The 25,812-nt window shown below is 54.8% G+C and carries 23 protein-coding genes and 1 pseudogene; 12 read left to right on the top strand and 12 right to left on the bottom strand.

The features are described 5' to 3' along the window. Positions 1-3 precede the first annotated feature (3 nt). The 4 genes from QOT07_RS14610 to pabB all read right to left on the bottom strand — a co-directional run bounded on the left by QOT07_RS14610 (position 4) and on the right by pabB (position 5,659). Positions 4-1,620: an EAL domain-containing protein gene (locus QOT07_RS14610; RefSeq protein WP_283603407.1), complete on the bottom strand. Its 1,617-nt coding sequence runs from the start codon at positions 1,618-1,620 to the stop codon at positions 4-6. A gap of 280 nt (positions 1,621-1,900) precedes the next feature. Continuing rightward, a complete protein-coding gene (sdaA, locus tag QOT07_RS14605) occupies positions 1,901-3,265 on the bottom strand; it encodes an L-serine ammonia-lyase (RefSeq protein ID WP_207979084.1) in 1,365 nt (454 codons plus the stop codon). A gap of 445 nt (positions 3,266-3,710) precedes the next feature. Further along, a complete protein-coding gene (locus tag QOT07_RS14600) occupies positions 3,711-4,289 on the bottom strand; it encodes a CoA pyrophosphatase (RefSeq protein WP_099064295.1) in 579 nt (192 codons plus the stop codon). After that, the gene (pabB, locus tag QOT07_RS14595) at positions 4,286-5,659 is read right to left on the bottom strand and encodes an aminodeoxychorismate synthase component 1 (RefSeq protein WP_283603406.1); all 1,374 of its coding nucleotides are present in this window, start codon (positions 5,657-5,659) and stop codon (positions 4,286-4,288) included. Before pabB ends, QOT07_RS14600 begins: the two co-directional genes overlap by 4 nt. Positions 5,660-6,101: 442 nt before the next feature. On the opposite strand from pabB, the gene QOT07_RS14590 reads away from it, so the two are divergent. After that, on the top strand, positions 6,102-7,109 hold the full coding sequence (locus QOT07_RS14590) for a glycosyltransferase (protein ID WP_283603405.1): 1,008 nt from the start codon (positions 6,102-6,104) through the stop codon (positions 7,107-7,109). A gap of 63 nt (positions 7,110-7,172) precedes the next feature. After that, positions 7,173-7,418, top strand: a complete 246-nt coding sequence (locus QOT07_RS14585; protein WP_085117181.1) for a YoaH family protein — start codon at positions 7,173-7,175, stop codon at positions 7,416-7,418. A gap of 33 nt (positions 7,419-7,451) precedes the next feature. Here QOT07_RS14585 and purT read toward each other — a convergent pair whose 3' ends face one another. After that, positions 7,452-8,630, bottom strand: a complete 1,179-nt coding sequence (gene purT, locus QOT07_RS14580) for a formate-dependent phosphoribosylglycinamide formyltransferase (protein ID WP_099064292.1) — start codon at positions 8,628-8,630, stop codon at positions 7,452-7,454. 242 nt (positions 8,631-8,872) lie between these two features. Here purT and dbpA point away from each other — a divergent pair, with 242 nt between their 5' ends. From dbpA to yebF, 4 genes are all read left to right on the top strand, one after another. After that, positions 8,873-10,255, top strand: coding sequence for an ATP-dependent RNA helicase DbpA (gene dbpA / locus QOT07_RS14575; protein WP_099064291.1), 1,383 nt, complete (start codon positions 8,873-8,875; stop codon positions 10,253-10,255). A gap of 88 nt (positions 10,256-10,343) precedes the next feature. Then, entirely contained in the window at positions 10,344-10,667 is a 324-nt protein-coding gene (locus QOT07_RS14570) for a YebG family protein (RefSeq protein ID WP_283603404.1), read from the top strand. A gap of 39 nt (positions 10,668-10,706) precedes the next feature. Next, a complete protein-coding gene (gene yqfB / locus QOT07_RS14565; protein WP_085117177.1) occupies positions 10,707-11,015 on the top strand; it encodes a N(4)-acetylcytidine aminohydrolase in 309 nt (102 codons plus the stop codon). 70 nt (positions 11,016-11,085) lie between these two features. Beyond that, positions 11,086-11,445 (top strand): protein YebF, encoded by a 360-nt coding sequence (gene yebF / locus QOT07_RS14560; protein WP_099064288.1) that lies wholly within the window; start codon positions 11,086-11,088, stop codon positions 11,443-11,445. Between the two features lie 94 nt (positions 11,446-11,539). On the opposite strand, the gene QOT07_RS14555 is transcribed toward yebF, so the two are convergent. The 5 genes from QOT07_RS14555 to mdtH form a co-directional block, all read right to left on the bottom strand. Then, a complete protein-coding gene (locus QOT07_RS14555; RefSeq protein WP_099064287.1) occupies positions 11,540-12,103 on the bottom strand; it encodes a lipoprotein in 564 nt (187 codons plus the stop codon). A 146-nt stretch (positions 12,104-12,249) separates the two neighbouring features. Next, positions 12,250-13,890, bottom strand: a complete 1,641-nt coding sequence (locus QOT07_RS14550; RefSeq protein ID WP_099064286.1) for an ABC1 kinase family protein — start codon at positions 13,888-13,890, stop codon at positions 12,250-12,252. A gap of 29 nt (positions 13,891-13,919) precedes the next feature. After that, the gene (gene grxB / locus QOT07_RS14545) at positions 13,920-14,567 is read right to left on the bottom strand and encodes a glutaredoxin 2 (protein ID WP_099064285.1); all 648 of its coding nucleotides are present in this window, start codon (positions 14,565-14,567) and stop codon (positions 13,920-13,922) included. 129 nt (positions 14,568-14,696) lie between these two features. After that, positions 14,697-14,945: a hypothetical protein gene (locus QOT07_RS14540; protein WP_085117173.1), complete on the bottom strand. Its 249-nt coding sequence runs from the start codon at positions 14,943-14,945 to the stop codon at positions 14,697-14,699. Positions 14,946-15,031: 86 nt separating this feature from the next. Next, complete coding sequence (mdtH, locus tag QOT07_RS14535; RefSeq protein ID WP_099064284.1) at positions 15,032-16,237, bottom strand: multidrug efflux MFS transporter MdtH; 1,206 nt, start codon at positions 16,235-16,237, stop codon at positions 15,032-15,034. Between the two features lie 345 nt (positions 16,238-16,582). On the opposite strand from mdtH, the gene rimJ reads away from it, so the two are divergent. The 4 genes from rimJ to murJ all read left to right on the top strand — a co-directional run bounded on the left by rimJ (position 16,583) and on the right by murJ (position 20,392). After that, complete coding sequence (gene rimJ, locus QOT07_RS14530) at positions 16,583-17,167, top strand: ribosomal protein S5-alanine N-acetyltransferase (RefSeq protein ID WP_085117187.1); 585 nt, start codon at positions 16,583-16,585, stop codon at positions 17,165-17,167. Between the two features lie 9 nt (positions 17,168-17,176). After that, positions 17,177-17,821 (top strand): YceH family protein, encoded by a 645-nt coding sequence (locus QOT07_RS14525; protein WP_099064283.1) that lies wholly within the window; start codon positions 17,177-17,179, stop codon positions 17,819-17,821. Further along, positions 17,814-18,734, top strand: a complete 921-nt coding sequence (locus tag QOT07_RS14520; protein ID WP_283603403.1) for a Gfo/Idh/MocA family protein — start codon at positions 17,814-17,816, stop codon at positions 18,732-18,734. The genes QOT07_RS14525 and QOT07_RS14520 overlap by 8 nt, the downstream gene beginning before the upstream one ends. Positions 18,735-18,856: 122 nt before the next feature. Then, on the top strand, positions 18,857-20,392 hold the full coding sequence (murJ, locus tag QOT07_RS14515) for a murein biosynthesis integral membrane protein MurJ (RefSeq protein ID WP_261417553.1): 1,536 nt from the start codon (positions 18,857-18,859) through the stop codon (positions 20,390-20,392). 75 nt (positions 20,393-20,467) lie between these two features. Here murJ and argS read toward each other — a convergent pair whose 3' ends face one another. Then, positions 20,468-22,198 (bottom strand): arginine--tRNA ligase, encoded by a 1,731-nt coding sequence (argS, locus tag QOT07_RS14510; protein ID WP_261426429.1) that lies wholly within the window; start codon positions 22,196-22,198, stop codon positions 20,468-20,470. Positions 22,199-23,096: 898 nt separating this feature from the next. On the opposite strand from argS, the gene QOT07_RS14505 reads away from it, so the two are divergent. Continuing rightward, positions 23,097-23,660 (top strand): VOC family protein, encoded by a 564-nt coding sequence (locus QOT07_RS14505; RefSeq protein ID WP_283603402.1) that lies wholly within the window; start codon positions 23,097-23,099, stop codon positions 23,658-23,660. Here QOT07_RS14505 and QOT07_RS14500 read toward each other — a convergent pair. Continuing rightward, positions 23,657-24,812 (bottom strand): annotated as a pseudogene (locus QOT07_RS14500) (MalY/PatB family protein). The gene QOT07_RS14505 and the pseudogene QOT07_RS14500 overlap by 4 nt on opposite strands. Positions 24,813-24,913: 101 nt before the next feature. On the opposite strand from QOT07_RS14500, the gene cutC reads away from it, so the two are divergent. After that, positions 24,914-25,672, top strand: coding sequence for a copper homeostasis protein CutC (cutC, locus tag QOT07_RS14495; protein ID WP_283603401.1), 759 nt, complete (start codon positions 24,914-24,916; stop codon positions 25,670-25,672). The last annotated feature ends 140 nt before the right edge of the window (positions 25,673-25,812 follow it).

The following is a 25,812-nucleotide window of genomic DNA, read 5'->3' as shown; positions in this document are numbered from 1 at the left end:
GCATCACGCCTCCGGCTTGCTTTCTTGCTCCTTCTGCCGTTCCTCCCGCTGATTCACCGTCCGCAATCTTGATTCGTACTGCTGTAACCACAGCGGGAATACATTGATCGGCATCGGCTTGGCAAAATAGAAGCCCTGCAGCGCGTTCACCTCGCGTGAGCGAAGATAATCCGCCTGCTCGGCGGTTTCCACGCCCTCGGCCACCAGCCTTAATTTCAGGCGTTGCGCCAGCGTGATAATGGTATCGGTGACGGTAGCGTTAATCGCATCGGTGCCGATAGCCGCGGTAAAGCCACGGTCGATCTTCAATACGTCTGGGCTGAGTTTCTTCAGATAGCTGAGTGAACTGTGTCCGGTGCCAAAATCGTCGATCGCCAACATGATACCCATTTCCTTCAGCGTTTTGATTTGCTCATACTGAATTTCCGACAGGGCGGTGCGCTCGGTCAACTCCAGCATCAGCGAAGGCATGGGGTGGGCCGGCAGCCACAGGCGGCGGATGTCATCGATAATGGTCACCCCGTTGAAATGCTCAGCCGCGACGTTAATGCTGATATAAAAAGACGGGCGTGGCGGGAATAACTGCAGGTTTTCCACCACGGTGGTCATCAGGTAACGGGTCAGGGCGATGATTAAGCCATGCTGCTCCGCCAGCGGAATAAAAACGTCGGGGGAGATCCAGCCCTGGCGTTTGTTCTTCCAGCGCAGCAGCATCTCAACCCCGACGCAGCGGCCGGTTTCAGCATTGATGATTGGCTGACAGTAAACGCGGAATTCGCGATGGGAAATGGCGTGACCAATATGGTACGACAGGCTCATGCGGTTTGCCGTTAGCAGATACACCACATAGGCCGCCAGCAGGCTGATCAACAACGACAATGGGATATGGCGTGGCAGCGCTGCCAACGCCAGCATGCTGGCCTGAGGGCCGAACAGCGAAATAGAGAACGGATACTGAGTGGATTTTGCGGTAAAGCGCAGGTTGGTTGTCAGGGTATCGCTACGCAAAATTTCCCGGCGGCCATATTCCAGGCTGAAGTCGCCGACGTTCAGCACCACCCGTTGTGCGTAGGGTTCCTGGGGTTCCAGCAGGAAGTTCGCCAATAACTCAATATTGAAGACGTGTAACACGCCGTTGCTGCGGTTATCCGCTTCGGCCGGGGTCCACATGATCAGGGTTGGCACGCCTTTGGCGACCGAGAGTGAAGGGCGCAGCGCCAACGTCGCGCCATCGTTTGCTATTGCGGGCAAAATAGCGGCTAAAACATAGGTACGGGCACCAAACAGGCTGGAACAGTAAATAATGCCGTCTTTGACCAATAGCATGGCCCGTAAAGCCTGATTTTGTGCGGCGCGAAAACGTAACGTCGGCATCGCGATTTCACAGGATTGACTCAACATCGGCATACTGCGTTTGGCTTGCAGCTTGGCTGGCGTCAGCAAATCATTAATCTTGGCGACGGTGCGGGTGGCAAGCACCTGTCGGCTTTGTTCAATGGAGCCAAGCTCCTGATAATAGCGGGTATACAGTGACAGCAGCAGAATAGCCAACCCGACCGCCCCGGCCAGTAGCCAACGGTAATAGCGGTATTTGGTCACGGCAAGTTGGGTCATCAACATCGCTCAATCCTTGTTCGGTAAGCCAGCCCAGAACCACCGTCAGGCCAAACAGCCCTGCATGATCCTCGGCTAATTCTAGCCTGTCGTTATACAAGAGTGATGGTAACCCAGTAAATTATTTAAATTTAGTGAAACAGAGGGCTAAATTGCAGGTTAACCGCAGGATAGACGGAATATTCTTCGTGGGTGTGGTATGACGTTGTCACTAAAGTGACGTTAATGATTTGATTAATCAGAGTCATAGCAAGAAAAACCCCGCCATTAAGGCGGGGTTAGAGGGTCAGTCACATTGCACTTTGATCGCCAATCCACCGCGAGAGGTTTCGCGATATTTGGCGTTCATGTCTTTGCCGGTTTCGTACATGGTTTCGATCACCTTATCCAGAGACACGCGTGGCTCACTGGTGCGACGCAAGGCCATACGCGCCGAGTTGATCGCTTTCACGGAAGCAATGGCATTACGTTCGATACAAGGCACCTGAACCTGGCCGGCAACCGGGTCACAGGTCAGCCCCAGGTTGTGCTCCATGCCGATCTCTGCCGCGATGCAAACTTGCTCCGGACTCCCGCCCAGCAGTTCGGCCAGGCCGGCTGCCGCCATTGAGCAAGCTACACCCACTTCCCCCTGACAGCCCACTTCGGCGCCGGAGATAGAGGCATTCATCTTGTACAACGCACCGACTGCGCCCGCCGCCATAAAGTAACGGATGTAGATATCCGGGCTGACGGATTCGATAAAGTGGTCGTAGTAAGCCAACACGGCCGGAACGATACCGCAGGCGCCGTTGGTCGGTGCGGTAACCACACGGCCACCGGCGGCGTTCTCTTCGTTGACCGCCAGCGCGAACATATTGACCCAGTCAATCACGTTCATTGGGTCGCTGGACAGCTTGTCGGAAGACACCAGCAGGCGACGCAGCGCAGAAGCACGGCGTGGTACACGCAGTGGCCCCGGCAGCACACCTTCGGTATTCAGGCCACGATCGATACAGGCGCGCATGGTCTGCCAGATATTACCGAAGTAGGTCTCGATATCCTGCTTGCTGTGCAGCGCCAGTTCGTTCTGCATCACCAGGCCGGAAAAGGACAGCCCGGTATCACGGCAGTGGGCGAGAATATCACGAGCAAAACTGAACGGATAAGGAACGCTCAACTCGTGCGCGTCGGCCTTGCCGAAGTTCTCTTCGTCGACGATAAAACCGCCGCCGAGTGAGTAGTAGGTCTTGCTGTAAACTTGTTTATCCCCGGCGAAGGCGTGGATCTGCATGCCGTTCTCGTGCAGCGGCAAATTGTCGCTGCGGAAAACCATGCCGCCATCACGTGGGAAATCAACCTCTTGCAGGCCGTTGGCCAGCATCAGGCGTTGACGTTGTTCTACATCGCGAATAAAACCCGGGATGCTATCGATATCAACGGTATCTGGCATATTGCCCGCCAGGCCGAGGATGATAGCGATATCGGTATGGTGACCTTTACCGGTCAATGAGAGTGAGCCGTAAACATCTACGGCAACACGCGTGATAGAAGGCATCAGGCCTTGATTTACCAGATCGTCGACAAACTGTTTGCCGGCTTTCATCGGTCCAACCGTATGAGAGCTGGACGGGCCGATGCCGATCTTAAACATGTCGAAAACGCTAATCACGCTAAAACTCCTTAGAGGCATATTGTTATGGCTGCGGCGGTTAAAAACCGAGCAGGGAACAGCGATATTGTAAAAGGGCCACGCAGGTTTGGCTGCCTTTTTCGCATGAAATAAAATAATCCTTGGTGTTAGTTTTGTTGCTGATTGCCTCAGGCATTCGGCCGGCCGTGGAACCTCCGTTGCCTAAACTCGGTTAATGGCAATCGCGCCAGCTTCCACTGCTGAACGCGGCCGGCTTAAACCTTGCTTAAATAGTGGTTTATTCCGGACGACGGTATTTTACAGGTATTTCGTAAGGTTGAAGAGAGGGTTTACAGTTTTTTTAAAACTCTGATAGACAGGAAGGTAGTTGAAAAAACAAACCAATGAAGTGATGACGATCGCTTTACCCACGCCTGTGGTGCAGGTAACCGTTTGGCTTGTGATGGGGGTCACATTATTGGCGCTAAATGCTGACCTGCTGCGCCAGTCTTCGAATGATGGCGGCAGTCAAACCCCAGACAAATTGGCTCTGATACCAGGACAAATAAATGCGGTGCGAATGGCCGGCACGCTGAATATCCAGCGGGTAATAGCGCGAAAGTGTCAGCGCTTCGTGCAGCGGCATTTCAAACACGTCGGCCACTTCGTCTTCATTGGCGAAAAATTGCACATCGGGTGAGATCAAACCGACCACCGGGGTCACCTGAAAACCGGTGCTGCTGTCGAGCGGGGCCAGTTGACCCAGAATGGTCACTGCCTGCGGGGGGATAGCCACTTCCTCCTGAGCTTCGCGCAGGGCGGTGATAATCGCCGAGCCGTCTTCAGCGTCGGTTTTACCGCCCGGAAACGCCACCTGGCCCGGGTGTTTGCGCAGCGAATCGGCACGGCGCGTCAGTAACAGTGTGGGTTCGGGGCGACAGATAATCGGGATCAGCACCGCGGCCGGGCGAATGTTATGTGAGATCTGCGCTGCCTGTGGCAGTTGCAGTTGAAAGCGGCTGATAAAGGCTGCCAGCGAGGCCGGATAAGTCGGTGGATTCACGAGGCGATAAACTCCCCCAGTTGCGGCAGGATGCGGCCGACTTTATCAAAGGTTTCCTGGTATTCCGCCTGTTCCTGGCTGTCGGCAACGATGCCGCCACCGGCGGAACAATAAATACGGCCGTTTTCGGTGATCAGGGTGCGGATAGTGATGTTGGTGTCCATGGTGCCGCAGGCGCTGATATACCCGATGCTGCCGCAGTAGGCATTACGTCGCTGGGGTTCCAGTTCTTCAATAATTTCCATCGCTCGCACCTTGGGCGCACCGGTGATGGACCCCCCAGGGAAACAGGCGCGCAGCAGCTCGGTCGCCGGAGTGTGCTGCGGCAGGGTGGCGGTAATGGTGCTGACCAGATGATGTACCGCCGGGAAAGGTTCGACCACGAACAGTTCGGGAACCTGCACGCTGCCCGGTTCGGCGACGCGGCCGATATCATTGCGCAGCAGGTCGACAATCATCAGATTCTCCGCACGGTCTTTGGCGGAATTCGCCAACCGTTGCGCCTGCTGTGCATCCTGTTCAGCATCGGCCAACCGCGGCAGGGTGCCTTTGATGGGCCGGGTTTGGATCTGTTGATTCTCCAGCCACAGAAAACGCTCGGGTGAAACGCTGAGCACGGCGTTGTCCGGCAGGCGCAGGAAGGCGGAGAAGGGTGCGCGGTTGCTGGCGCTCAATTGCTGAAAGGCTTGCCATTCATCGCCCTGATAGTCGGCAGAAAAACGTTGCGCCAGATTGATTTGATAACAATCCCCGCTGCGCAGGTAATGCTGAATACGCTGGAATTTATCACCATACTGCTGCCGCGTCATGTTGGCCTGCCAGGGGCTGGTCAAGGAAAATGCTGACCGGGGCGCGGGCTGTTGACTGTGGAGCCACTGCCAGCGCTGCTCTACATCAGCATGGCTGAGCAGGGTTAGCCTTTGTTGGTGGTGATCGGCTATCAACGCCCAGTCATAAATGCCGACTGCCATGTCCGGCAAGGCGATATCCGCCAGTGCCCGCTGCGGCAGTTTCTCTACCCGGCGGCCTAAATCGTAACCGAACAGCCCGAGGGCCCCGCCCTGGAACGGTAGGTTGGTATCCGCCTCCGGCTGCAGGTTCTGTTGTTCCAACTGCTGTTGTAACAGGCTGAAAGGATCTTCCGGCGACTGCCAGCAGGCTTCACCACGGCGGATCTCGGTTGAGGGGCCGCGCGTGGTCAGAGTGGCACAGGGCGCCGCGACCAGAATATCAAACCGGTTATGCGAGTGTTCGGCAAAACCGGAATGCAGCAACATCGCCCAAGGCTGTGAAGCCAGCGGGGCAAACAGCTCCAGCAGGGCGGTGCGGGTGTAGGGCAAAGACTTGATATTCGGTGCGGTTGCGCTCATGGGCCTCAATAAACCTGACTGACGGGGCGGCTGTTTCTGCAGGCTATTCTGCCATATTCAACCGGTTGGCGCATGCTCTGGCTGCACGCTACACAGCACACTTCATATAAACCGCGAGTAAACAATTTTGCAAATGAAGCATTTTTTGCGACTTTGGCTATAATCCAATATGTTAAAAACTACATCAATGAATGGCTAAGATAATTCTTGATTTCGATGATTTGAATTTCAAACACTAAAATTCACTATTAGTTTCTTTCGGTTATTGTTTTTGCTTGTTATCAGTCATCTGTGAGAGCACAGAGCTTAAAATATAAATGGTAACAAGACGCATTTGTGCCTGCGACTTTGTCGGTTGGCCTGTGCCTTATTTAATTTAATTGCACCCTGATATTTTTTAAAAATAGAAATATTCATTCGTTACCTTTGCGAAGAGCTGCCTATGCCCCTAATGCTGAGTGTCATTGTCCCGTTGCACAACGTGGGTAAATTGTTTGAGCCGTTTCTGGCATCGCTGCTGGCACAAGATGAGCAGCGGCTGGAGGTGATCATTGTTAATGATGGTTCTACCGACGGCTCTGGAGATATCGCTCACCGCTATGCAAAGCAACACCCACATATTACCGTCATCGACCAGTTTAATGCCGGCGTGTCCAATGCGCGTAATGCCGGGTTAGCGATCGCCAGGGGTAAATATGTGGCGTTCCCCGATGCTGATGATTTATTGGCGCCTGAAATGTATTCAACGCTGGTAGAATTGGCCGAGGAAAATCAATTGGATGTTATGCAGTGTAACGGTGAGCGTTATTTCACCGACGCAGATGAACTGCAGCCGATTATTCCGCTAAAACGATTGGGCGATACCGGCGTTATTAGCGGCGTCCAATGGCTGGAACGTGCACTAAAATCAAGAAAGTTTATTCATGTGGTCTGGCTGGCGGTGTATCGCCTTGATTTTATTAAGCAGCGCCGGTTGTATTTCGAACCGGGTTTGCATCATCAGGATATTCCCTGGACGACAGAGGTGATGTTTAATGCGCAGCGGGTGAAATACCTCAGCAAAGCGCTGTATCGCCAGCGGGTGCACGATCAATCGATCAGTAATCGCCGCCGCACGGGTAAGGCAAACGTAGAGTATCAGCGTCATTACATGAAAATCGTGGCCATGCTGGTGGCGCTTAACCAGCGCTATGCCGACAAAATCGACATTCGCCCGGCTTTCCACTGGCAGATCACCCGCGAGGCATTGGGCATTTGCCACAGCATTCGCCGTGAACCTGAACTGGCGGCGCAGTGCCAGATCACCGATGAGTTCTATCAAAATGGCATCGATCGGGCGATGGTTGACAACGCACGCGGGCTCAAACAGGATTGGCACGTCATTCTCTGGCTGCACCGTCTGAAGCAGTGGCGGCACGGCGACTCACGTTCACTGCAGGCTACTGAATAACAGGCGTAGGGTTCTGCCGGTTAAAGGCGTATACTCAGCCTCCATTTTGCCGGAGAGAAACACATGCTTGCAGGTATGCCGTCACTGAGCCATCTAGAGCAGCAGGAAGCTGCGGACCGTATCCATCTGTTGATGGAACAAGGCATGAGCAGTGGTGAAGCCATCGCGCGCGTCGCGCAGGAAATCCGCGAAAAACATCAGGGTGACCAGGTTAGCGTCATGTTTGATGATGAAGACGACGAAGAAGAGTATCAGGAACGGCCGGACGATCAGGCTGACGATGACTCGGAAGAAGACGAAAACTATTGATGTTGCTGGGGCCGGCAAGCCGGCCCCAAAGCGTTAACCTTCAATTACCACCGCCGCCGCGGCCAATTTGGCCGACTCCACCGCCAGCTCTACATTTTCTGCCGTAGCCAGCGCGACGCCCATCCGACGTTGACCGTTAATTTCCGGCTTGCCGAACAGACGCAGTTGATTGTGGCCGACCAACGCGCGATCCAGACCGCTGAAACGCAGATCACTGCTGGTCAGCTGTGGCAGGATCACCGCAGAGGCTGAAGGGCCGAACTGGCGAATGGCACCAATCGGCAGACCGAGGAAAGCGCGAACGTGCAGCGCGAATTCTGACAGGTCTTGTGAAATCAGAGTCACCATGCCGGTATCATGTGGACGCGGTGAAACTTCGCTGAAGATCACCTCATCGCCACAGACAAACAGCTCAACGCCAAACAGGCCAAAACCCCCCAGCGCCTTCACCACATTTTCTGCAATCGCCTGCGCGCGGCTCAGCGCCAGTTCGCTCATCTGCTGTGGCTGCCATGACTCGCGGTAATCGCCATCTTCCTGACGATGGCCGATCGGTGCGCAGAAATGCACACCGTCGACCGCACTGATGGTCAACAGGGTGATTTCAAAATCGAACTTCACCAGGCCTTCGACAATCACCCGGCCACCGCCGGCGCGCCCTCCCTGTTGGGCATAATCCCAGGCGGCTTGCAGCTGTTCCGGGTTGCGGATCAGGCTTTGGCCTTTGCCGGAGGAGCTCATCACCGGCTTGATAATGCACGGGTAGCCGATTTCATCGACTGCCTGCCGAAACGCAGGTTCGCCGTCGGCAAAGCGGTAACTGGAGGTCGGCAAGCCGAGGGTTTCTGCGGCCAGACGACGGATGCCTTCGCGGTTCATGGTCAGACGGGTTGCTTCGGCACAGGGGACTACGTGGTGTCCTTGCTGTTCCAACTCGACCAGCATGCTGGTGGCGATAGCCTCGATCTCCGGAACGATGTAGTCAGGACGTTCCTGCTCAATCACGGCTTTCAGCGCGTTGCCGTCCAGCATGTTAATCACGTGACTGCGATGTGCCACGTGCATGGCGGGGGCGTCGGCGTAGCGATCGACGGCAATCACTTCGAGCCCCAAACGCTGGCATTCGATAGCAACTTCTTTACCCAGCTCGCCGGAGCCGAGCAACATAACGCGGGTGGCGGACGGGCGCAGGGCGGTTCCAATAGTTAACATAGTCTGGTACCTGGATCTGTGGCGTGTAACGCGGTCTGATAATGGCCTCGCAGTATATACGAAAACGTTTGCGTGTGCAGCCGGGGGCTATTGTGCTGTCGGTGAGAGGGGGAAAAGGCGCTGGGAGCGGCTTTTTTTATGCGTGAAATCCGTAATCCAGCCTATCTCTGTTATCATCTGCGGCTGATTCGGTGCTGCCGTGGGCGCGCCGCCATTCCATTTGCCATATAAGAGTTATCGCCGTGAGCACAGTATCTTTTTCTTCCCTGCCGCTGCCAGCCGAACAGTTGGCCAACCTCAACGAACTGGGGTATGCCGAAATGACACCGGTGCAGGCCGCCGCACTGCCCGCCATCCTGAATGGGCAGGACGTACGTGCCAAAGCAAAAACCGGCAGCGGTAAAACGGCGGCGTTCGGCATCGGTTTGCTGGACAAAATTAACGTCGCCCAGGTGGCCGCGCAAGCGCTGATCCTGTGTCCGACGCGTGAGCTGGCTGACCAGGTGAGCAAAGAACTGCGCCGTCTGGCACGCTTCACCCAGAACATCAAGATTTTGACCCTGTGCGGCGGCCAGCCTATGGGGCCACAGCTCGATTCGTTGGTGCATGCCCCCCATATCGTGGTGGGGACGCCGGGGCGCATTCAGGAACACCTGCGCAAGAAAACGCTGGTACTGGATGAACTGAAAGTGCTGGTGCTGGACGAAGCCGACCGCATGTTGGACATGGGGTTCGCCGATGACATCGATGACGTGATCAGCTATACGCCGCCACAGCGTCAAACGCTGTTGTTCTCGGCAACCTATCCGAGCGGGATTGAACGCATCAGCGCCCGTGTGCAGCGTAGCCCGTTAAATGTGGAAGTGGACGACGGTGAAGAACAAACCACCATCGAACAACGCTTCTATGAAACCACCCGCGATCAGCGTCCTGCGGTGCTGGTGTCGGCAATCCGTCATTACCAGCCTTCTTCCTGCGTGGTGTTCTGTAACACCAAGCGTGACTGTCAGAGCGTGTATGAAGCGCTGGAAGCTCGCGGCATTAACGTGCTGGCGCTGCATGGCGATCTGGAACAGCGCGATCGTGACCAGGTGCTGGTGCGCTTTGCCAACCGCAGTTGCCGGGTGTTGGTGGCGACCGACGTCGCTGCGCGCGGTCTGGATATCAAAGAGCTGGAACTGGTCGTCAACTATGAGCTGGCATTTGATCCGGAAATCCACGTGCACCGTATCGGTCGTACCGGCCGTGCTGGCTTGAGTGGCAAGGCGATCAGTCTGTGTACGCCGCAAGAAATGACGCGTGCGCATGCGATTGAAGAATATTTGCAGATCAAGGTTAAGTGGGCACCGGTATCTGAGCTGAGCGGCGCGGGTAATACCACGCTGGAAGCCGAAATGGTCACCCTGTGCATCGACGGTGGGCGTAAGGCCAAAATCCGTCCAGGCGACATTCTTGGCGCATTGACCGGCGATGCCGGGCTGACGGCGGCAGAAGTCGGCAAGATCGACATGTTCCCGGTACATGCCTACGTAGCGATCCGCAAGGAAAGCGCGCGCAAGGCACTGCAACAGCTTCAGCAGGGCAAAATCAAGGGTAAGAACTGCAAGGTGCGGTTGTTGAAATAAGTCGCGTCAGGGGTGCGCTTGCATCCCTGCGTAATATCACCTTATACTGTATAAAAATACAGTATTCTAACCTTTGAGGAATGCACACATGGCAGTTGAAGTTAAATATGTGGTGGTGAGAAACGGTGAGGAAAAGATGACTTTCGCAACCAAGAAAGAAGCCGACGCTTACGACAAAATGCTGGATCTGGCGGATAGCCTCGGTGAATGGCTGCAGCAGTCACCTCTGACCCTGGATGATGAGCAGCGTGAAGGGCTGAGCTTCTTCCTGGCGGAGAATAAAGACGTGCTGGGGCAAATTCTGCGCGGCGCTGCACCGGCGGAAGCACCGAAGAAACCCGCCAAAGTGAAAACGGAAAAACCTGTCGCTACCACTAAAGAGGGAGCTGCGTCAGAAAAGCAGGCAGCATAATGACTTATGTTGCGGCAATGTGATGAAAAAGGATCTAGAATGAGCCGTGAAATAACTTTCTTCAGCCGCTTTGAGCAAGATATTTTGGCCGGGCGCAAAACCATTACCATTCGGGATGCCAGTGAATCCCACTTTCAACCCGGTGAGGTTTTACGCGTTAGCCGCAATGAAGACGACGTATTTTTCTGCCAGATTGAAGTGCTGTCAGTCACACCGGTGCGCCTGGAGGCGTTAACCGAACTGCATGCCCGGCAGGAGAACATGTCACTCAGCGAACTGAAGCAGGTGATCAAGGAAATCTATCCGGGGCTGGATGAGCTGTTTGTCATCACCTTCGCCAAACGCTGATCTGTCGCCAGGCCAGTTGTGAGCCAAGGGCCAATGCCTGCGGATAGCGTTAATCACAACTGGAGGGAATATGAAAACAACGGGACTGAGTTTGGCCGTAGCGCTGTTGGCTATGGCGGGTTTAACCACCACGGTGCAGGCGCAGGAGCAACGCAGCGCCAAAGTGGCGCAATGCCAGGGGTTGCAACCGGCTGATGTTGCCGCTCAGGTGAAACGCGATTTTCTGCAAAACCGTATCACGCGTTGGGAATCAGATAAAAAACTGCTTGGCACGGCCACCCCGATAGCCTGGATTAGCCCGGAAGCCATTACCGGTAAGGACGCTGTTTGGCAAGTTCCCTTGACGGTCCGCGGTACCAAACAGGATAAAACCTATAACGTGATCCTGGACTGTAACGCCGGTAAGATTACCTACAGCGAACCACAGTAATCACATGATTTTCAGGCGGTGCTGCGCATAGCTTGCCCAATTGAAAAGACTCAGCCCGCCTTATCAGCGGGCTTTTTGTTTTAAACTGCGGCTCTTAGTCGGTAAACGGGATCACCAACTCACCCGGTTTCACTTCCAGACCTTTAGCCAGTTTCTTCGCCATCGCTTCGGTTTTACTGTTATCCGGGTTCAGCACGTAGGCCGGTTTTTGGTCGAAGTAGGATTTCAGCGACTGATTCAGGTAAGGCGTTAGCGCTTTCATCACCGTCTGCATCTTCTCCGGCTGCACGCTATAGTCGGTCAATTCCATGTCCTTCAGGAATACCGCGCCTTGCTCACGGTCATAGACCGGCTGTGCCTTCAGCGTCAGCTTCAGGTCCGCGGTCTGTGGGCCGAGGATCGAGGTGATATTCACTTTCGCATCGCCGGAAAGGGTGACCTTGCCCGGTTCACTGCGGCCAATTTGGCTCTGCAATTGCGTCAGCACGATATTGGCGTCCAGCAATCCCGGCACGCCGATCTGCTTCTGGTAATCGTTATGCTTTTGCAGGTAGTCGTTGACCTCCTGCTCGCTGAGTGTGTACTGGGTCAGTTGGTTACAACCGACCATTGCGCCAACAAATGCCAGGGCTGCCACACCCATCAGAATCTTCTTCATTTTTGCCTCATAAATACTAACTGTGTAGCTAATTGATTTTTCATTATAAAGGGTAACCGACGGCTAAAGAAATCCTGCTCATCGGCGGATAACACAGATAGTGCGCGTGAAACCTGCCATGACCTATCGGATAACGCTGAAACTGTTTAGCGGCGTAACCGCAGTACCAACAGTAATACGCCACCCAGACAAGCCAGCGCACCCAGCGCCGGAAACAGCGGAATGCCCCATAACCGCAGCGAAGATTGCATCAGGTAGGGGGCCAGGCCGAGCGTGAAGGCGGCGGTGACAATGGCAATGGCCAGCGTGACGGCAGCCCGTTCCAACGCTTTGCTTAACTGATCGAGGTTCTTGAGGTTGATATCGGCGCTGATTTGCCCGCGCTTAAGGCGGCGCATGAGCAGGCGCAGGGTTTGCGGAAGTTCTTCACCTGCGTCCAGTGCTTCACCGCCCAGCGCCAACATACGCCGACGCACCGCTTCAGGGGTGTAACGCTGTAGCATGACCTGTTGCAGCATCGGTTTCAGGGTAGCGATGATATCGAAGTTGGGATCCAGTCGGTGCAATACGCCATCTGCGGTGATTAACGCCTTGAATAGCAAGACCAGATCCGGCGGCAGCGCTAGCTGATGTTCACGCGCCATCACCAGAAGATCGGTCAGCGCCTTGCCCAGTGTCAAGGTAGCGGAGGCCTGCTTGTCGAGAAAGTTTTGTGCCGCCAATTCCAGATCCAGCAGATCCAAAGGATCGCTGTCCGACCAGGCGATCAGGGTATTGACGATGCCGCCGGATTCTCGTTCAGCGATGGACTGCAGCAACAGCAGCAACTGATTACGCCGCCGTTCGGAAAGCTGGCCCACCATGCCGAAATCGATAAAGCCGACGCGATTATCGGCCAACGCCATCACGTTACCTGGGTGTGGGTCGGCGTGATAAAGACGGTGTTCCAGCACCATTTTCATAAAGGCCTGGGCGCCGCGCTGGGCGAGAAGCGGGCCATCAAAGCCGGCGGTGGCCAATTGCTGTGGGTTTTCCGGCGCGATACCGGGCAGAAACTCCTGCACCAGCAGACGTTTTGACGACCATTGCCAGTAGATTTTCGGTATCACTACGTCGGGCTGTTGGGCAAATTGCTGGGCTACCCGTTCACAGTTATTGCCTTCGTGCGTCAGGTCCAGCTCGTGATTAAGCGCCGTCGCCAGCGCTCGTACCATCTGCCGTGGGCGATAGCGGGCCAGCGCCGGACTTTGCTGCTCCACGGTTTCCGCCAGATAGGCCAGCAGGCGCAAATCGGCGTGAATGGTTTTCGCCAGACCGGGGCGTAATACTTTGATCACCACCGCTTCACCGCTGTGCAGTCGGGCACGGTATATCTGTGCCATCGAGGCGGCGGCCAGGGGTGTTTCGTCAAACTCGGCAAACAGGCTGTGTGGCGAGGCACCTAAATCTGCGGTGATCTGCGGCGCCAATTCGCTCCAGGACAGGGTAGACGCCTGGCTGTGCAGGCGATCCAGTTCGTCGGTCCAGCTGGGATCCAGCAGGTCGGAGCGGGTAGCCAGGATCTGGCCGAATTTGACAAAGGTTGGCCCCAGCGCTTCCAGCGCGGCGCGCAGGCGTTGCGGCAAGGTTTGGCTATCTTGCGACTCACTGCCGCCTTCACCGCCACTTAGCAAGGTACCCAGGCCCAGCAGGCGGATCACGTCCTGCAATCCGTAGCGGATTAGCACTGCGGAGATTTCTTTCAGCCGTGCCCGATCGCGGGCGGTGACCAGCACCATTTTCAACATTTGCGCGCTATATCCTTATTGCGAGAAGATCACTGTTCCATATCGAACAGCAGCGGAATATCACTGCGCTGCGCCATACGGTTACGATAGGCTTCAACGTTATCCGGCAGTGTCAGTCCGGCAACAATCGACAGCGAACGCAGCAGGGGGAACAGGTGAATATCGTCCTCCGACAGGCTGCCATTGACGGCTTCAGGGGAAACAATCAGCCCGGAAAGCGTTTGAAGATCGGCCTCCAGTTGGGCAATCAGATCGGCGCTGTCGGCCAGGTGCGTGGAAAAGTCACCGATCGAGGCTTGTTTCTTGTCGGTAAAATACTGACGGGCGCTGTCGGTGGCGAACTCTTCAAAGTCGGCGTTGGCGAAGCGCGGCAGCAGTAAATTGAGGCTGTAGCTCCCAACGTGTTGCAGCCAGTCGGCGATTGCCGGGTTGGTTTTACCGGTCAGCAGCGGCTTGCCGTCGAGGTTATCGATGTAATGCACGATATCCATGCTTTCCGGCAGATAGCTGCCGTCGTCTTTTTGCAAAATGGGCGCCATTTTCTTGCCAATCATGCTGACCGGTGTCGCCTCATCATCGTTGAGCAGGGTGACCAGGCGGACGGGCAGGTTTTTCAGGCCAAAAATCATGCGGGCTTTAACGCAGAATGGGCAATGATCGTAGATAAACAGTTTCATGCTTGCTCCGGTTGTCAGGTTTTAACAGCAATAGTTATCACAGCATACTGAGGCTGTCGCGAAGAGTTCTTGCTGGAAGGTGCGTTATCGTTGTATTACCCGCGCATCTGCGCGGGACTAAAGCAGGGGTTATTTTTTGGTTGGTACGGAATTGATCACTTCTATCAGGTGCATACGCGCCTCTTCCAGATCGATTTTATCCCGCTCGTTGGTGGCGTTAACGATCTGCAACTGTTTGATGATGTCACTCTTCAGGTCGGCATTCCCTGCGATGATATGGGCCAGCGCTTTTTCTACCAACGTTGAGCGTGCGTAGAGCATCCGCAGGTTCAGTACCATGTGTTCCAGCAGCTGCGGTAATTTTGATTCATCAGTCATCGCCAACTTCTCCTGTTTATGTTTTTACTATCAGGATAGCAGCTATGGGAAATTCGACTGATTTTCTGGCAACTTAGAGAAAAACCTTAGCCCCCGGGAGCAATTGCCGGTGCGCTACTGCGCGGATTGAACTGCCAATAAAGTGCGAACAGGGTAATAAAGCCCACGATACCGAGCAGGATCCACGGCAGTTCCGGCATGTTCATCGCATGGCCGGTGTCGTACATCCAACCGCCGCCGGTATAACCCAATGCGCCGCCCAATGCCAGCCCCAGGCGGCTGAATCCCATATAACTGCCGCGTGCGCGTGGATCGGCCAGCGAGGCGCTGAGGGTTTCACGCGCCGGTTCGGCGATGATCGAGCCGAGATAGAAACAGCAAATCAGGGTGAAGACGCTCTGCAGGCTGGTCGCCAGCCCGACCGGCATCAGGCTGAGGGTCATCAGCAGCAGGCCTGCCATTAACCGCTGTTCCAGCCGGAAACGTTTTTCGCTCCAGCGTGCCAACGGGTAGAGCAATGACAGCGACAGCGCGGCCTCAATGGCATACATCCATTTTACCGCCGCGGGTGAACCGGCGATTTCATTAACCACGATCGGCAGCATCAGCATCACCTGTACCGACAGCATGTAGTAGCCGGTAAGGGTCAATACATAGGTCAGGAAACGCCGATCGCGCAAGACGCGCATCATGCCTTCTTTCATTGGGGTACGAACGGTAGAAATACGGTAGGCCGGCAGCAGCCACGCGTTCCAGCCCGCCGCCAGCACGAAAATACCCGCACCGACCCAACAGACAAAGTGGAAATCATATTGCAGCAGCCAACTGCCGATCAGAGCGCCAATCACCGCGCCGGCACTGTCCTGCATCATCAACAGAGAATAGAAACGGCCGCGCTCGTGTGGACGGGTGAGCTTAATCACCAGGGCGGTGCGAGGTGGGTCAAACAGCGTGCCGCCGAGGGCAGAAAGGGCACAGGAGAACCACAGTAGCCAGGGTTGATCGGCCATTGCCATGGTGGCGAAACCGGCGGCACGCATCAGCATACCGGTGACAATCATCGGTTTAGCGCCGAATCGATCGGCTATCGCCCCGCCGAAGATGCCCAATCCTTGCTGGATCAATTGTCGCAAACCCAGTGCGGCACCGACCACCACTGCCGCCCAGCCAAGCTGATCGACAAAGCGAATCGAAATGAGCGGGAAAACCACAAAAAAGCCTAAAACCACTAACAGGTTATCGAGTAATAAAAAATATTTACCCAAGCTCCGAGCTTGCGATACCAGAGACATGCTTCACCACGAGCAATTAAAGGGGGGAGGAGTGCGACCGCTCTAGTTTGTACCCAATCCCGGGTTGCCGATAGGGGCGAGGTAGATAATATTTTTTTATCGTCAATATGTTGGCTGAACAGCAAAACAGCACGAAAATAGCCGTAAAATGACTAATCGCTTATTTACTGAGCGGCCGGAGTTTTACCTGCGGGGCAGGCTGCGGTTATATTAAATGAGGGTAAGTGCGGTTCTGCGCCGGTGTTTGAGAAATAATGGCTCAGGATAGGTTCGTCGCAGGATGAATATCCGGACGTGCGCCCAATAAATACTTCTTATCGAACCGTTCTGACCGCGGGGGAAATGATGTTTGGCTATCGCTCTGCATCACCAAAAGTACGCCTCACCACCGACCGACTGGTTGTCCGTTTAGTCCATGAACGCGATGCCTACCGGCTGGCCGAATACTATGCCGAAAACCGAGCCTTCCTCAAACCCTGGGAGCCGGTACGGGATGAAAGCCATTGTTATCCTTCCGGCTGGCAGGCGCGGCTGGGGATGATCACCGAAATGCAAAAGCAGGGCAGCGCCTACTACTTTATCCTGCTCGATCCGGAAGAACATGAAGTGCAGGGCGTGGCCAACTTCAGCAACGTGCTGCGCGGTTCGTTCCATGCCTGTTTCCTCGGCTATTCGCTGGCCGAAAAATGGCAGGGGCAAGGGCTGATGTATGAAGCGCTGCAGTCCGCTATCCGTTATATGGTGCGTCAGCAGCGAATGCACCGCATTATGGCCAACTATATGCCGCACAATCAGCGCAGCGGAGCGTTGCTGACCCGCCTGGGATTTGAACGTGAAGGTTATGCCAAGGACTATCTGCTGATCGACGGGCAGTGGCAGGATCACGTACTGACGGCATTAACCAATAAAGAATGGCTACCGCCACGCTAAGGCCAAATAATGAAATATGAATTAAACGCTAAAGAAGCCAGGGTGATTGGCTGCCTGTTGGAAAAGCAGGTCACCACGCCGGACCAGTATCCCCTTTCCCTCAATGGCATTCAGCTTGCCTGCAACCAGAAAACCAACCGCGAGCCGGTGATGGAACTGACGGAAAGCGAAGTTCAGCAAATTCTCGACCTGCTGCTGAAGAAACATTTTCTGCGCACCTTGAGCGGCTTCGGCAATCGGGTGGTCAAGTATGAGCACCGCTTCTGCAATTCGGAGTTTGGTCAGCTAAAGCTGTCTGCTGCCGAGTTGGCAGTGATTGCCACCTTGCTGCTGCGTGGCGCGCAAACGCCCGGTGAACTGCGCACCCGTACCAATCGCATGCATGAATTTAATGACGTTACCGAAGTGGAGCAGGTGCTGGCGAACCTGAGTGCTCGTGAGGATGGGCCCTTTGTGGTGCGGTTGGCGCGGGAACCGGGTAAGCGCGAAAGCCGATTTATGCATCTGTTCAGTGGCCAAATTGACGAGGCACCGGCAGAAGCACTCCCGGCCAATGACGCCGAATTGAACGAGCGAGTGAGCGCACTGGAAAACGAAGTGGCGCAGCTCAAGCAACAACTGCAGGCGCTATTGGCCCGGGGGACGGATGAGTAAATTACGCATTGGTGTGGTTGGGCTGGGTGGTATTGCGCAAAAAGCCTATTTGCCGATCCTCAGCCAGGCAGTGGACTGGACGCTGGTCGGCGGATTTTCGCCTAATCAGCAAAAGGCGCAGCCGGTTTGTGACAGCTATCGCATGACCTGTTTTTCGCGGCTGGACAGCCTGGCACAGCAGTGTGATGCGGTATTCGTGCACAGCAGCACCGCCAGTCATTTTCAGGTGATCGAGGAGTTGCTACGTCTGGGCGTCCACGTTTATGTCGACAAGCCGCTGGCGGAGACGGTAGAGCAGGGTGAACAGTTGATCGCGCTGGCGGAAAAACAGGGCAAAACGCTGATGGTGGGGTTTAACCGTCGTTTTGCGCCACTGTATCGTCAGTTAAAGCAACAGATGCAGCAACCGGCGTCGATTCGCATGGACAAACATCGCGCCGACAGCGTCGGGCCAAACGGCCTGCGTTTTACCCTGCTGGACGATTATCTGCACGTGGTGGATACCGCGCTGTGGCTGGGTGGCGATGCGGGGACATTGCTCAGCGGTAGCCTGCGTGCTACGGATGCCGGTGAGTTGATCTATGCCGAGCATCATTTTGCGTGCGGTGAAACGCTGGTCACCACCAGTATGCATCGCCGGGCCGGCAGTCAGCGTGAAAGCGTGCAGGCGGTAACCGATGGTGCAGTCTATCAGTTGAACGATATGCGCCAGTGGTTGCGGGAAGACTCACAAGGCGTACTGGAGCAACCGGCGCCAGGCTGGCAAACCACGTTGGCACAGCGCGGCTTTGACGGCGCGATCCGCCATTTCATTGCTGCTGTCAGCAATCAGACGGTGCCGGAAACCGCCGGCGAGCAGGCAATTTCCGCCCAAAGGGTGATTGAAAAACTGCTGCGTGATGCCGGTTTATAAGGTAACCCCATGTAACATATGGCAGTAGCTATTCTGCCGTGGACGGGTAAACTTAGCCGATAGTTTTACTGACGCCTGCTGATGCAGGCGTCGACATTTACAGGGCACATCAGAAAAACCACATGAACCTACTAAAATCATTGGCCGCCGTCAGCTCTATGACGATGTTTTCGCGGGTGCTGGGCTTTGCCCGTGACGCGATCGTGGCGCGGGTATTTGGCGCCGGTATGGCAACAGATGCCTTCTTCGTGGCGTTCAAACTGCCCAATCTGCTGCGGCGTATTTTTGCCGAGGGGGCATTTTCGCAGGCGTTTGTGCCGATCCTGGCTGAATATAAAAACCAGCAGGGTGAAGAGGCGACGCGGACCTTTATCTCCTATGTATCCGGGCTGTTGACGCTGATACTGGCGCTGGTGACGGTGTTGGGCATGTTGGCCGCGCCCTGGGTTATCTACATTACGGCTCCGGGCTTTGCCGATTCGCCGGACAAGTTTGCCCTGACGTCGTCGCTGTTGCGCGTCACCTTTCCCTATATTTTGTTGATATCGCTGGCCTCGCTGGTCGGCTCGATCCTCAATACCTGGAACCGTTTTTCGATCCCGGCGTTTGCGCCGACGTTGTTGAACGTCAGCATGATCGGTTTTGCGCTGTTTGCCGCCCCTTACTTCAATCCACCGGTGATGGCGCTGGCCTGGGCGGTGGTGGTGGGTGGGGTACTGCAACTGGGTTACCAGCTTCCGCACCTGAAGAAGATCGGCATGTTGGTGCTGCCGCGCATCAAGCTTGGCGATGCCGGCGTATGGCGCGTGATGCGTCAGATGGGACCGGCGATTTTTGGCGTTTCGGTTAGCCAGATTTCACTGATTATCAACACCATTTTCGCCTCGTTCCTGGTTTCAGGTTCGGTTTCCTGGATGTACTATGCCGACCGTCTGATGGAGTTCCCTTCCGGCGTGCTGGGCGTAGCTCTGGGCACTATCCTGCTGCCGTCACTGGCGAAAAGTTTCTCCAGTGGTAACCACGACGAGTATTCACGCCTGATGGATTGGGGCCTGCGCCTGTGCTTCCTGTTGGCGCTGCCGAGTGCGATTGCCCTGGGTATTTTGGCCAAACCGTTGACCGTTTCGCTGTTCCAGTATGGCAAATTCAGCGCCTTTGACGCTGCCATGACTCAGCGCGCGCTGGTGGCCTATTCGGTCGGGCTGATGGGGCTGATCGTGGTCAAGGTGTTGGCACCCGGGTTCTATTCGCGCCAGGACATTAAAACGCCGGTTAAAATTGCCATTATCACGTTGATTTTGACTCAGGTGATGAACCTGATGTTTATCGGGCCGTTGAAACATGCCGGGCTTTCGCTGTCGATCGGTCTCGGGGCCTGTATTAACGCCTCGCTGCTGTACTGGCAGTTGCGTAAGCAGAAGATTTTCCACCCACAACCGGGTTGGGCGATGTTCCTGACCAAGCTGGTGATCGCAGTGATCGTGATGTCGGTGGTACTGGTCGGTATAATGTGGCTGATGCCGGCCTGGGATCAGGGCAATATGCTGGAGCGTTTGCTGCGTCTGGCGCTGGTGGTGGTCACCGGCGTGGTGGCTTATTTTGGCGTGCTGGGCGGTTTGGGCTTCCGCCCTCGCGACTTTGCCCGTCGGGTGGCATAAACGGATATCCCTGTCACCAATACAGTAAAAAGGGTCGCCTCTCGGCGACCCTTTTTCGTATTCAGCCTTGATGGCTTACATACGTTCGACGGTTTCGATACCCAGCGTATCCAGACCGGCTTTCAGCGTTTTGGCGGTCAGCAGCGCCAGCTTCAGGCGGCTCTGACGTGCTTCTTCACTGTCCGCATTCAGGATCTGGCAGTGTTCGTAGAAGCCGGAGAACAGACCCGCGAGGTCGTACAGGTAGCTACACATTACGTGCGGAGTGCCTTCGCGCGCCACGGTGGTGATCACTTCTTCAAACTGCAGCAGACGGGTCGCCAGAGTGATTTCACGCTCTTCGGTCATTACCAACGGCAGGGTCAGATTGCTTTCGTCAATCCCTGCGCGCTTAAATACGGAGGCCACACGGGTATAGGCATACTGCATATAAGGTGCGGTATTGCCCTCAAACGCCAGCATGTTGTCCCAATCGAAGATGTAATCGGTAGTACGGCTTTTTGACAGGTCGGCGTATTTAACCGCACCGATACCCACGGCATTGGCCAGGCTTTGCATTTCTTCCACCGGCATGTCCGGGTTTTTCTCGGCGATCAGTTTACCGGCGCGATCCACGGCTTCGTCCAGTAGATCGGACAGTTTCACCGTACCGCCTGAGCGGGTTTTGAACGGCTTGCCGTCTTTACCCAGCATCATGCCGAACATGTGGTGTTCCAGCGACAGGCTGTCCGGGATGTAGCCGGCTTTGCGCACGATGGTCCAGGCCTGCATCAGGTGTTGGTGCTGACGCGAATCGATGTAATACAGCACGCGATCGGCGCCCAGCGTTTCATAACGGTATTTAGCACAGGCGATATCGGTGGTGGTGTACAGGTAGCCGCCATCCTTTTTCTGGATGATGACGCCCATTGGATCGCCGTCTTTGTTCTTGTATTCGTCGAGGAAGACCACGGTAGCGCCTTCGCTTTCCACCGCCAGGCCTTTAGCCTTGAGATCGGCAACGATGCCTGGCAGCATCGCGTTGTACAGGCTTTCACCCATCACGTCGTCTTCGGTCAGGGTGACGTTCAGACGGTTATAGGTCAGCTGATTTTGCGCCATGGTGATGTCGACCAGCTTGCGCCACATCTTCAGGCAGTATTGATCGCCGCCTTGCAGCTTCACCACATAGGCGCGAGCGCGTTCGGCAAAATCGGCGTCTTCATCGTAGTGCTTCTTCGCTTCACGATAGAACTGTTCCAGATCGGACAAGTCCATATTGCTGGCGTTTTCATTCTGCATTTTTTCCAGATAGGCGATCAACATGCCGAACTGGGTACCCCAGTCGCCGACGTGGTTGGCGCGGATCACTTTATGGCCCAGGAACTCCTGGGTACGTGCGGCGGCGTCACCGATGATGGTGGAACGCAGGTGGCCGACGTGCATTTCTTTCGCCACGTTAGGGGCAGAGTAGTCAATAACGATGGTTTGTTGTTTAACCGGGGCAATATCCAGTTTGGGTGCGCTCAGCACGCGATCGGCTTGCTGCGCGACCCATGAACTGTTCAGGAAGATATTGATAAAGCCGGGACCGGCGATTTCTACTTTGCTGGCGACGTCGCCGAGATCAAGCAGTTGCACCACTTTTTCCGCCAACTGGCGCGGTGGCATGCCAAGTTTCTTGGCAACGGACATCACGCCATTGGCCTGATAGTCGCCAAACTGCGCTTTTGCGGACTGACGGACCTGGGCTTCGCAATCGGCGGGTGCGCCTGCGGCAATCAGCGCCTGGCTGACTTTATCTGAAAGAAGAACCTGAATATTCACCGGGTTACCTTAATGACGAACGAGGGGCCGTGTGCCATGCCCCTGCGGGATTCAAAGGTGGTTTTCTGGCTGCGCGTCAAGACGGCGGCCCACCACAAAACAGCCTGTAATTGTAACCGATCTGATGGGTTACGTCAGCAGTTGACGCGGGAGGATTAGGTGAAAGTCGGGGTTCATAAATGCCCGCCGGCTATGAGTGAAAAATGCAGATGGCAATGTGGGGTGCATACGAGAAAAGACATGAATGGGATAAAATGGAATCAGCGAGGTTAGTGTTTTTTCTTTCGACGGCCAGCATCCAGCGTGTTATTGCGACGCGATTTAAAGTGGCGATATATCGCATAGGCAGCAATGACTACCAATAGCAAAGAAACTATTAAAAGGAACATAAGTGATTATCTCTAACTCAATTTTCACTAAAGTAGCTCAATTGATATTTTCAAGCAATTACGTCGCTTCTGTTTAGGAAGATTCTCAGGTGTGGTGATTAATAAAGTGATGTAAAAACAGTCTGTTGGTATTTTTGTTTGAGTCTGGCTCCATTTTTCTCGTTAGGAGGTTAACTATTTCTTAAGCTTTTGTAAGTAACGGATGGCGTGAATTGACTTACTTAATAAGTTAGTAATACCTTCAACATGCCAGTCATAAGAAAAAGCTATAAACTTATGCTGCAACTATTTTCATGAATTAAAAACCAGGAAAGGCTAAGCCAAAGTGTAATAAAAGCCGAGGAAATTATTCTTTTGTGCTTTTTATGACAAATGAATGGCAGATTTAATCTGGCGTGGAAATTTGAACCAGGAAATGGCCACTTTCCCCATCAGCCGAGTGGATAGCTACGCCTCAGGCGTGTAAATTACCCCCCCTGAAAACCGCTTTCTGTAGTTGCGAGGATCCTATGACCACCTTCCCGGCGATTGCCGAACTGAATGACTTAGCGCTGGACCTGCCACGCTTTGAACTGGCGTTGAGCCGGTTTGCCGAAAAACTACACTTGGATTTGTCCCAGTTTACGGCCGATCATATTTCGGTACGTTGTCACCAAAACACCACGGCCGATCGCTGGCGGCAGGGGTTGCAGCAGTGTGGCTCACTGTTGTCAGAGTCGATGATTAATGGTCGGCCGATTTGTTTGTTTGATCTCCGGCAGCCACTCGAGGTTGGACCCTGGCTGATCGACTGCGTGGAGCTGCCTTATCCCGGCGATAAACGTTATCCGCACGAGGGCTGGGAACATGTGGAGCTGGTGTTGAGCGGCGAACCGGCCACCTTGTATGCGCGGGCATTGAGTCATTTGCCTGATGAGGCGCTGCTGGCACCCGGGATTAAATTGAAACAGAGCTCTCCGCAGGGCGAGGGCGAACGTTTGCCGAACCCAACCCTGGCGATCACCGACGGTACGGTGACCATTAAATTTCATCCTTATTCGATCCGGGACATTGTCGCCAGCGAACAAGCCTAATTTGGCATCAGCGCCTGGGTTGCCAGCGTCATGCGATCCAGCGCCTGGAGCAACAACTCGCGCCGACAACCGAAATTTAAGCGGACAAAGCGTCGGTTGCCAAAATCCAGCCCCGGACTTAAACCGACTCCGGCCTGCTCAAAGAAGGCGTGTGGGTTATCGACCGCCAGTTGGCTGCAGTCGATCCAGGCCAGATAGGTCGCTTCGATGGGCTGTAGCAACAGACCGGGCATGGCATTAATACGTTCGGTCACCAAATCACGGTTGGCGCGCAGATATATCAACAGCGCGTCAAGCCAGGCTTGTCCATGCTGGTAGGCGGCCTGTGCGGCAACCAGTGCCAGCACGTCGACCTCCGGCACGATGCCACTGCGCGCACGAACCAGCTTTTGCCGTAACTCTGGGTTGGGAATAATCGCCATCGAGGCGCCCAGCCCGGCAATGTTGAAGGTTTTCGACGGCGACATCAGCGTGATGCTGCGCTGGGCAGCGTCTTCATTCAAGGTAGCAAAGGGGATGTGTTCGCAGCCAGGTTCAAGCAACAGGTCGCAATGAATTTCATCCGAACAGACCATCAACCCATGGGCCTGGGCAAACGCTAGCTGCTGCAATAGCTCCTGTTTGCGGTAGACGGTTCCACCCGGGTTTTGCGGATTGCACAACAACAGTAATTTCTCTTTGCCATTGAGCTGACCGGCGATGGCATTGAAGTCCAACAGCCAGCGACGGTGGTGCATGCAGGGCTAAGGGCACCGACATCTGCGAGCGCCCGGCGAATTTTGCCGCCTTGCGAAACGGGGGGTAAATCGGTGACGGAGCCAGGGTGCCTTCACCTTCGGCGGTAAAAGCGCGCACGCATAAATTAAGACCGCAAACCATTCCAGGCAGGAAAATCAGCCATTCGGGGTTGATACGCCAGCCGTAGCGCTCTAGCATGCGGCGGGTAAAAACCTCGATGAGTTCAGGGGAGGGATGACTGTAGCCGAATACTGCATGCGCTACGCGCTGCTGTAATGCGTCGATGATAGCCGGCGGTGACGGGAAATCGGTATCGGCGACCCAGAGTGGAATGATGTCGCGGTCACGATATTTATCCCACTTAACGCTGTCACTGTGACTACGGTCTACCCATTGATCAAAATTGAATGCCATAGTTACTACCCTGTATAGGTTTATACCTTTGTATCAGCCTACGAGATAAATGGAAAAATTAACAATTGCCGTCGCAGGTTAGCCGTCATCTGGGGGTGACAATGATTAAACTGGAAGTTTGCTGCTATAGCGTCGATTGCGCGCTGACGGCTGAGCGGGCAGGTGCCGATCGCATAGAATTGTGTGCCAGCCCGAGTGAGGGCGGTTTGACACCCAGCTACGGCTCATTACGCCTGGCGCGCGACAGAGTCAGCGTGCCGGTGCATCCTATCATTCGCCCACGTGGCGGAGATTTTTGCTACGGTGCGGTGGATTTCGACGTAATCAAGCATGATATTGCACAGATCCGCGACATGGGTTTTGCCGGTGTGGTGGTTGGCATGCTGGATGAAGAAGGGCATATCGATCTGCCGCGCATGCGCGAAGTGATGCGGTTAAGTGGCAATATGGCGGTGACTTTTCATCGTGCTTTTGACATGTGCCAGAACCCGATGGTCGCGCTCGATCAACTGACTCAGTTGGGTGTCGTGCGGATACTGACCTCCGGCCAACAGCAAAACGCAGAGTTGGGTTTACCCTTGCTACGTGACCTGCTGCAGGCCAGTGAGGGGCCGATGATTATGGCGGGTGCCGGTGTGCGGCTGAGCAATCTGCATAAGTTTGTTGATATCGGCATTCAGGAACTGCACAGCTCATCCGGTCATGCGGTGCCTTCGACCATGCGCTATCGTAAAGCCGGTGTGACCATGTGTTCAGACAGTGAGTTTGATGAGTTTAGTCATTATTGCGTGGATGGTGAAATGGTTGAGGCGATGAAAAACTCGCTGGCGCTGGTTGATCCGCTGGCGCAAAGCGCCTAACAGATAGCGAACTGCGCAAGATAAAGATAAAGATAAAGGAGTATTAGGCTGAAAATGCGTAGTCCCTTTTACTCTTGACGACCATCTGGATACATCAGATCTGGAAATTTAACCTGTAAATATGAAAACTCATCGACCAA

The organism is Serratia proteamaculans, from assembly GCF_949794035.1.
Taxonomy (GTDB): Bacteria; Pseudomonadota; Gammaproteobacteria; order Enterobacterales; family Enterobacteriaceae; genus Serratia; species Serratia proteamaculans.
This window is presented reverse-complemented; position numbering and strand designations above follow the sequence as displayed.

Excerpts from the sequence above, each read along its gene's own strand:
- grxB (WP_099064285.1), bottom strand. The coding sequence starts at position 14,567 with ATGAAACTGTTTATCTACGATCATTGCCCATTCTGCGTTAAAGCCCGC.
- QOT07_RS14610 (WP_283603407.1), bottom strand. The coding sequence starts at position 1,620 with ATGTTGATGACCCAACTTGCCGTGACCAAATACCGCTATTACCGTTGG.
- QOT07_RS14570 (WP_283603404.1), top strand. The coding sequence starts at position 10,344 with ATGGCAGTTGAAGTTAAATATGTGGTGGTGAGAAACGGTGAGGAAAAG.
- yqfB (WP_085117177.1), top strand. The coding sequence starts at position 10,707 with ATGAGCCGTGAAATAACTTTCTTCAGCCGCTTTGAGCAAGATATTTTG.
- QOT07_RS14505 (WP_283603402.1), top strand. The coding sequence starts at position 23,097 with ATGACCACCTTCCCGGCGATTGCCGAACTGAATGACTTAGCGCTGGAC.
- QOT07_RS14585 (WP_085117181.1), top strand. The coding sequence starts at position 7,173 with ATGCTTGCAGGTATGCCGTCACTGAGCCATCTAGAGCAGCAGGAAGCT.
- rimJ (WP_085117187.1), top strand. The coding sequence starts at position 16,583 with ATGTTTGGCTATCGCTCTGCATCACCAAAAGTACGCCTCACCACCGAC.
- QOT07_RS14550 (WP_099064286.1), bottom strand. The coding sequence starts at position 13,890 with ATGTTGAAAATGGTGCTGGTCACCGCCCGCGATCGGGCACGGCTGAAA.
- QOT07_RS14540 (WP_085117173.1), bottom strand. The coding sequence starts at position 14,945 with ATGACTGATGAATCAAAATTACCGCAGCTGCTGGAACACATGGTACTG.
- yebF (WP_099064288.1), top strand. The coding sequence starts at position 11,086 with ATGAAAACAACGGGACTGAGTTTGGCCGTAGCGCTGTTGGCTATGGCG.
- QOT07_RS14555 (WP_099064287.1), bottom strand. The coding sequence starts at position 12,103 with ATGAAGAAGATTCTGATGGGTGTGGCAGCCCTGGCATTTGTTGGCGCA.
- cutC (WP_283603401.1), top strand. The coding sequence starts at position 24,914 with ATGATTAAACTGGAAGTTTGCTGCTATAGCGTCGATTGCGCGCTGACG.
- pabB (WP_283603406.1), bottom strand. The coding sequence starts at position 5,659 with ATGAGCGCAACCGCACCGAATATCAAGTCTTTGCCCTACACCCGCACC.
- murJ (WP_261417553.1), top strand. The coding sequence starts at position 18,857 with ATGAACCTACTAAAATCATTGGCCGCCGTCAGCTCTATGACGATGTTT.
- QOT07_RS14590 (WP_283603405.1), top strand. The coding sequence starts at position 6,102 with ATGCCCCTAATGCTGAGTGTCATTGTCCCGTTGCACAACGTGGGTAAA.
- QOT07_RS14525 (WP_099064283.1), top strand. The coding sequence starts at position 17,177 with ATGAAATATGAATTAAACGCTAAAGAAGCCAGGGTGATTGGCTGCCTG.
- QOT07_RS14520 (WP_283603403.1), top strand. The coding sequence starts at position 17,814 with ATGAGTAAATTACGCATTGGTGTGGTTGGGCTGGGTGGTATTGCGCAA.
- mdtH (WP_099064284.1), bottom strand. The coding sequence starts at position 16,237 with ATGTCTCTGGTATCGCAAGCTCGGAGCTTGGGTAAATATTTTTTATTA.
- purT (WP_099064292.1), bottom strand. The coding sequence starts at position 8,630 with ATGTTAACTATTGGAACCGCCCTGCGCCCGTCCGCCACCCGCGTTATG.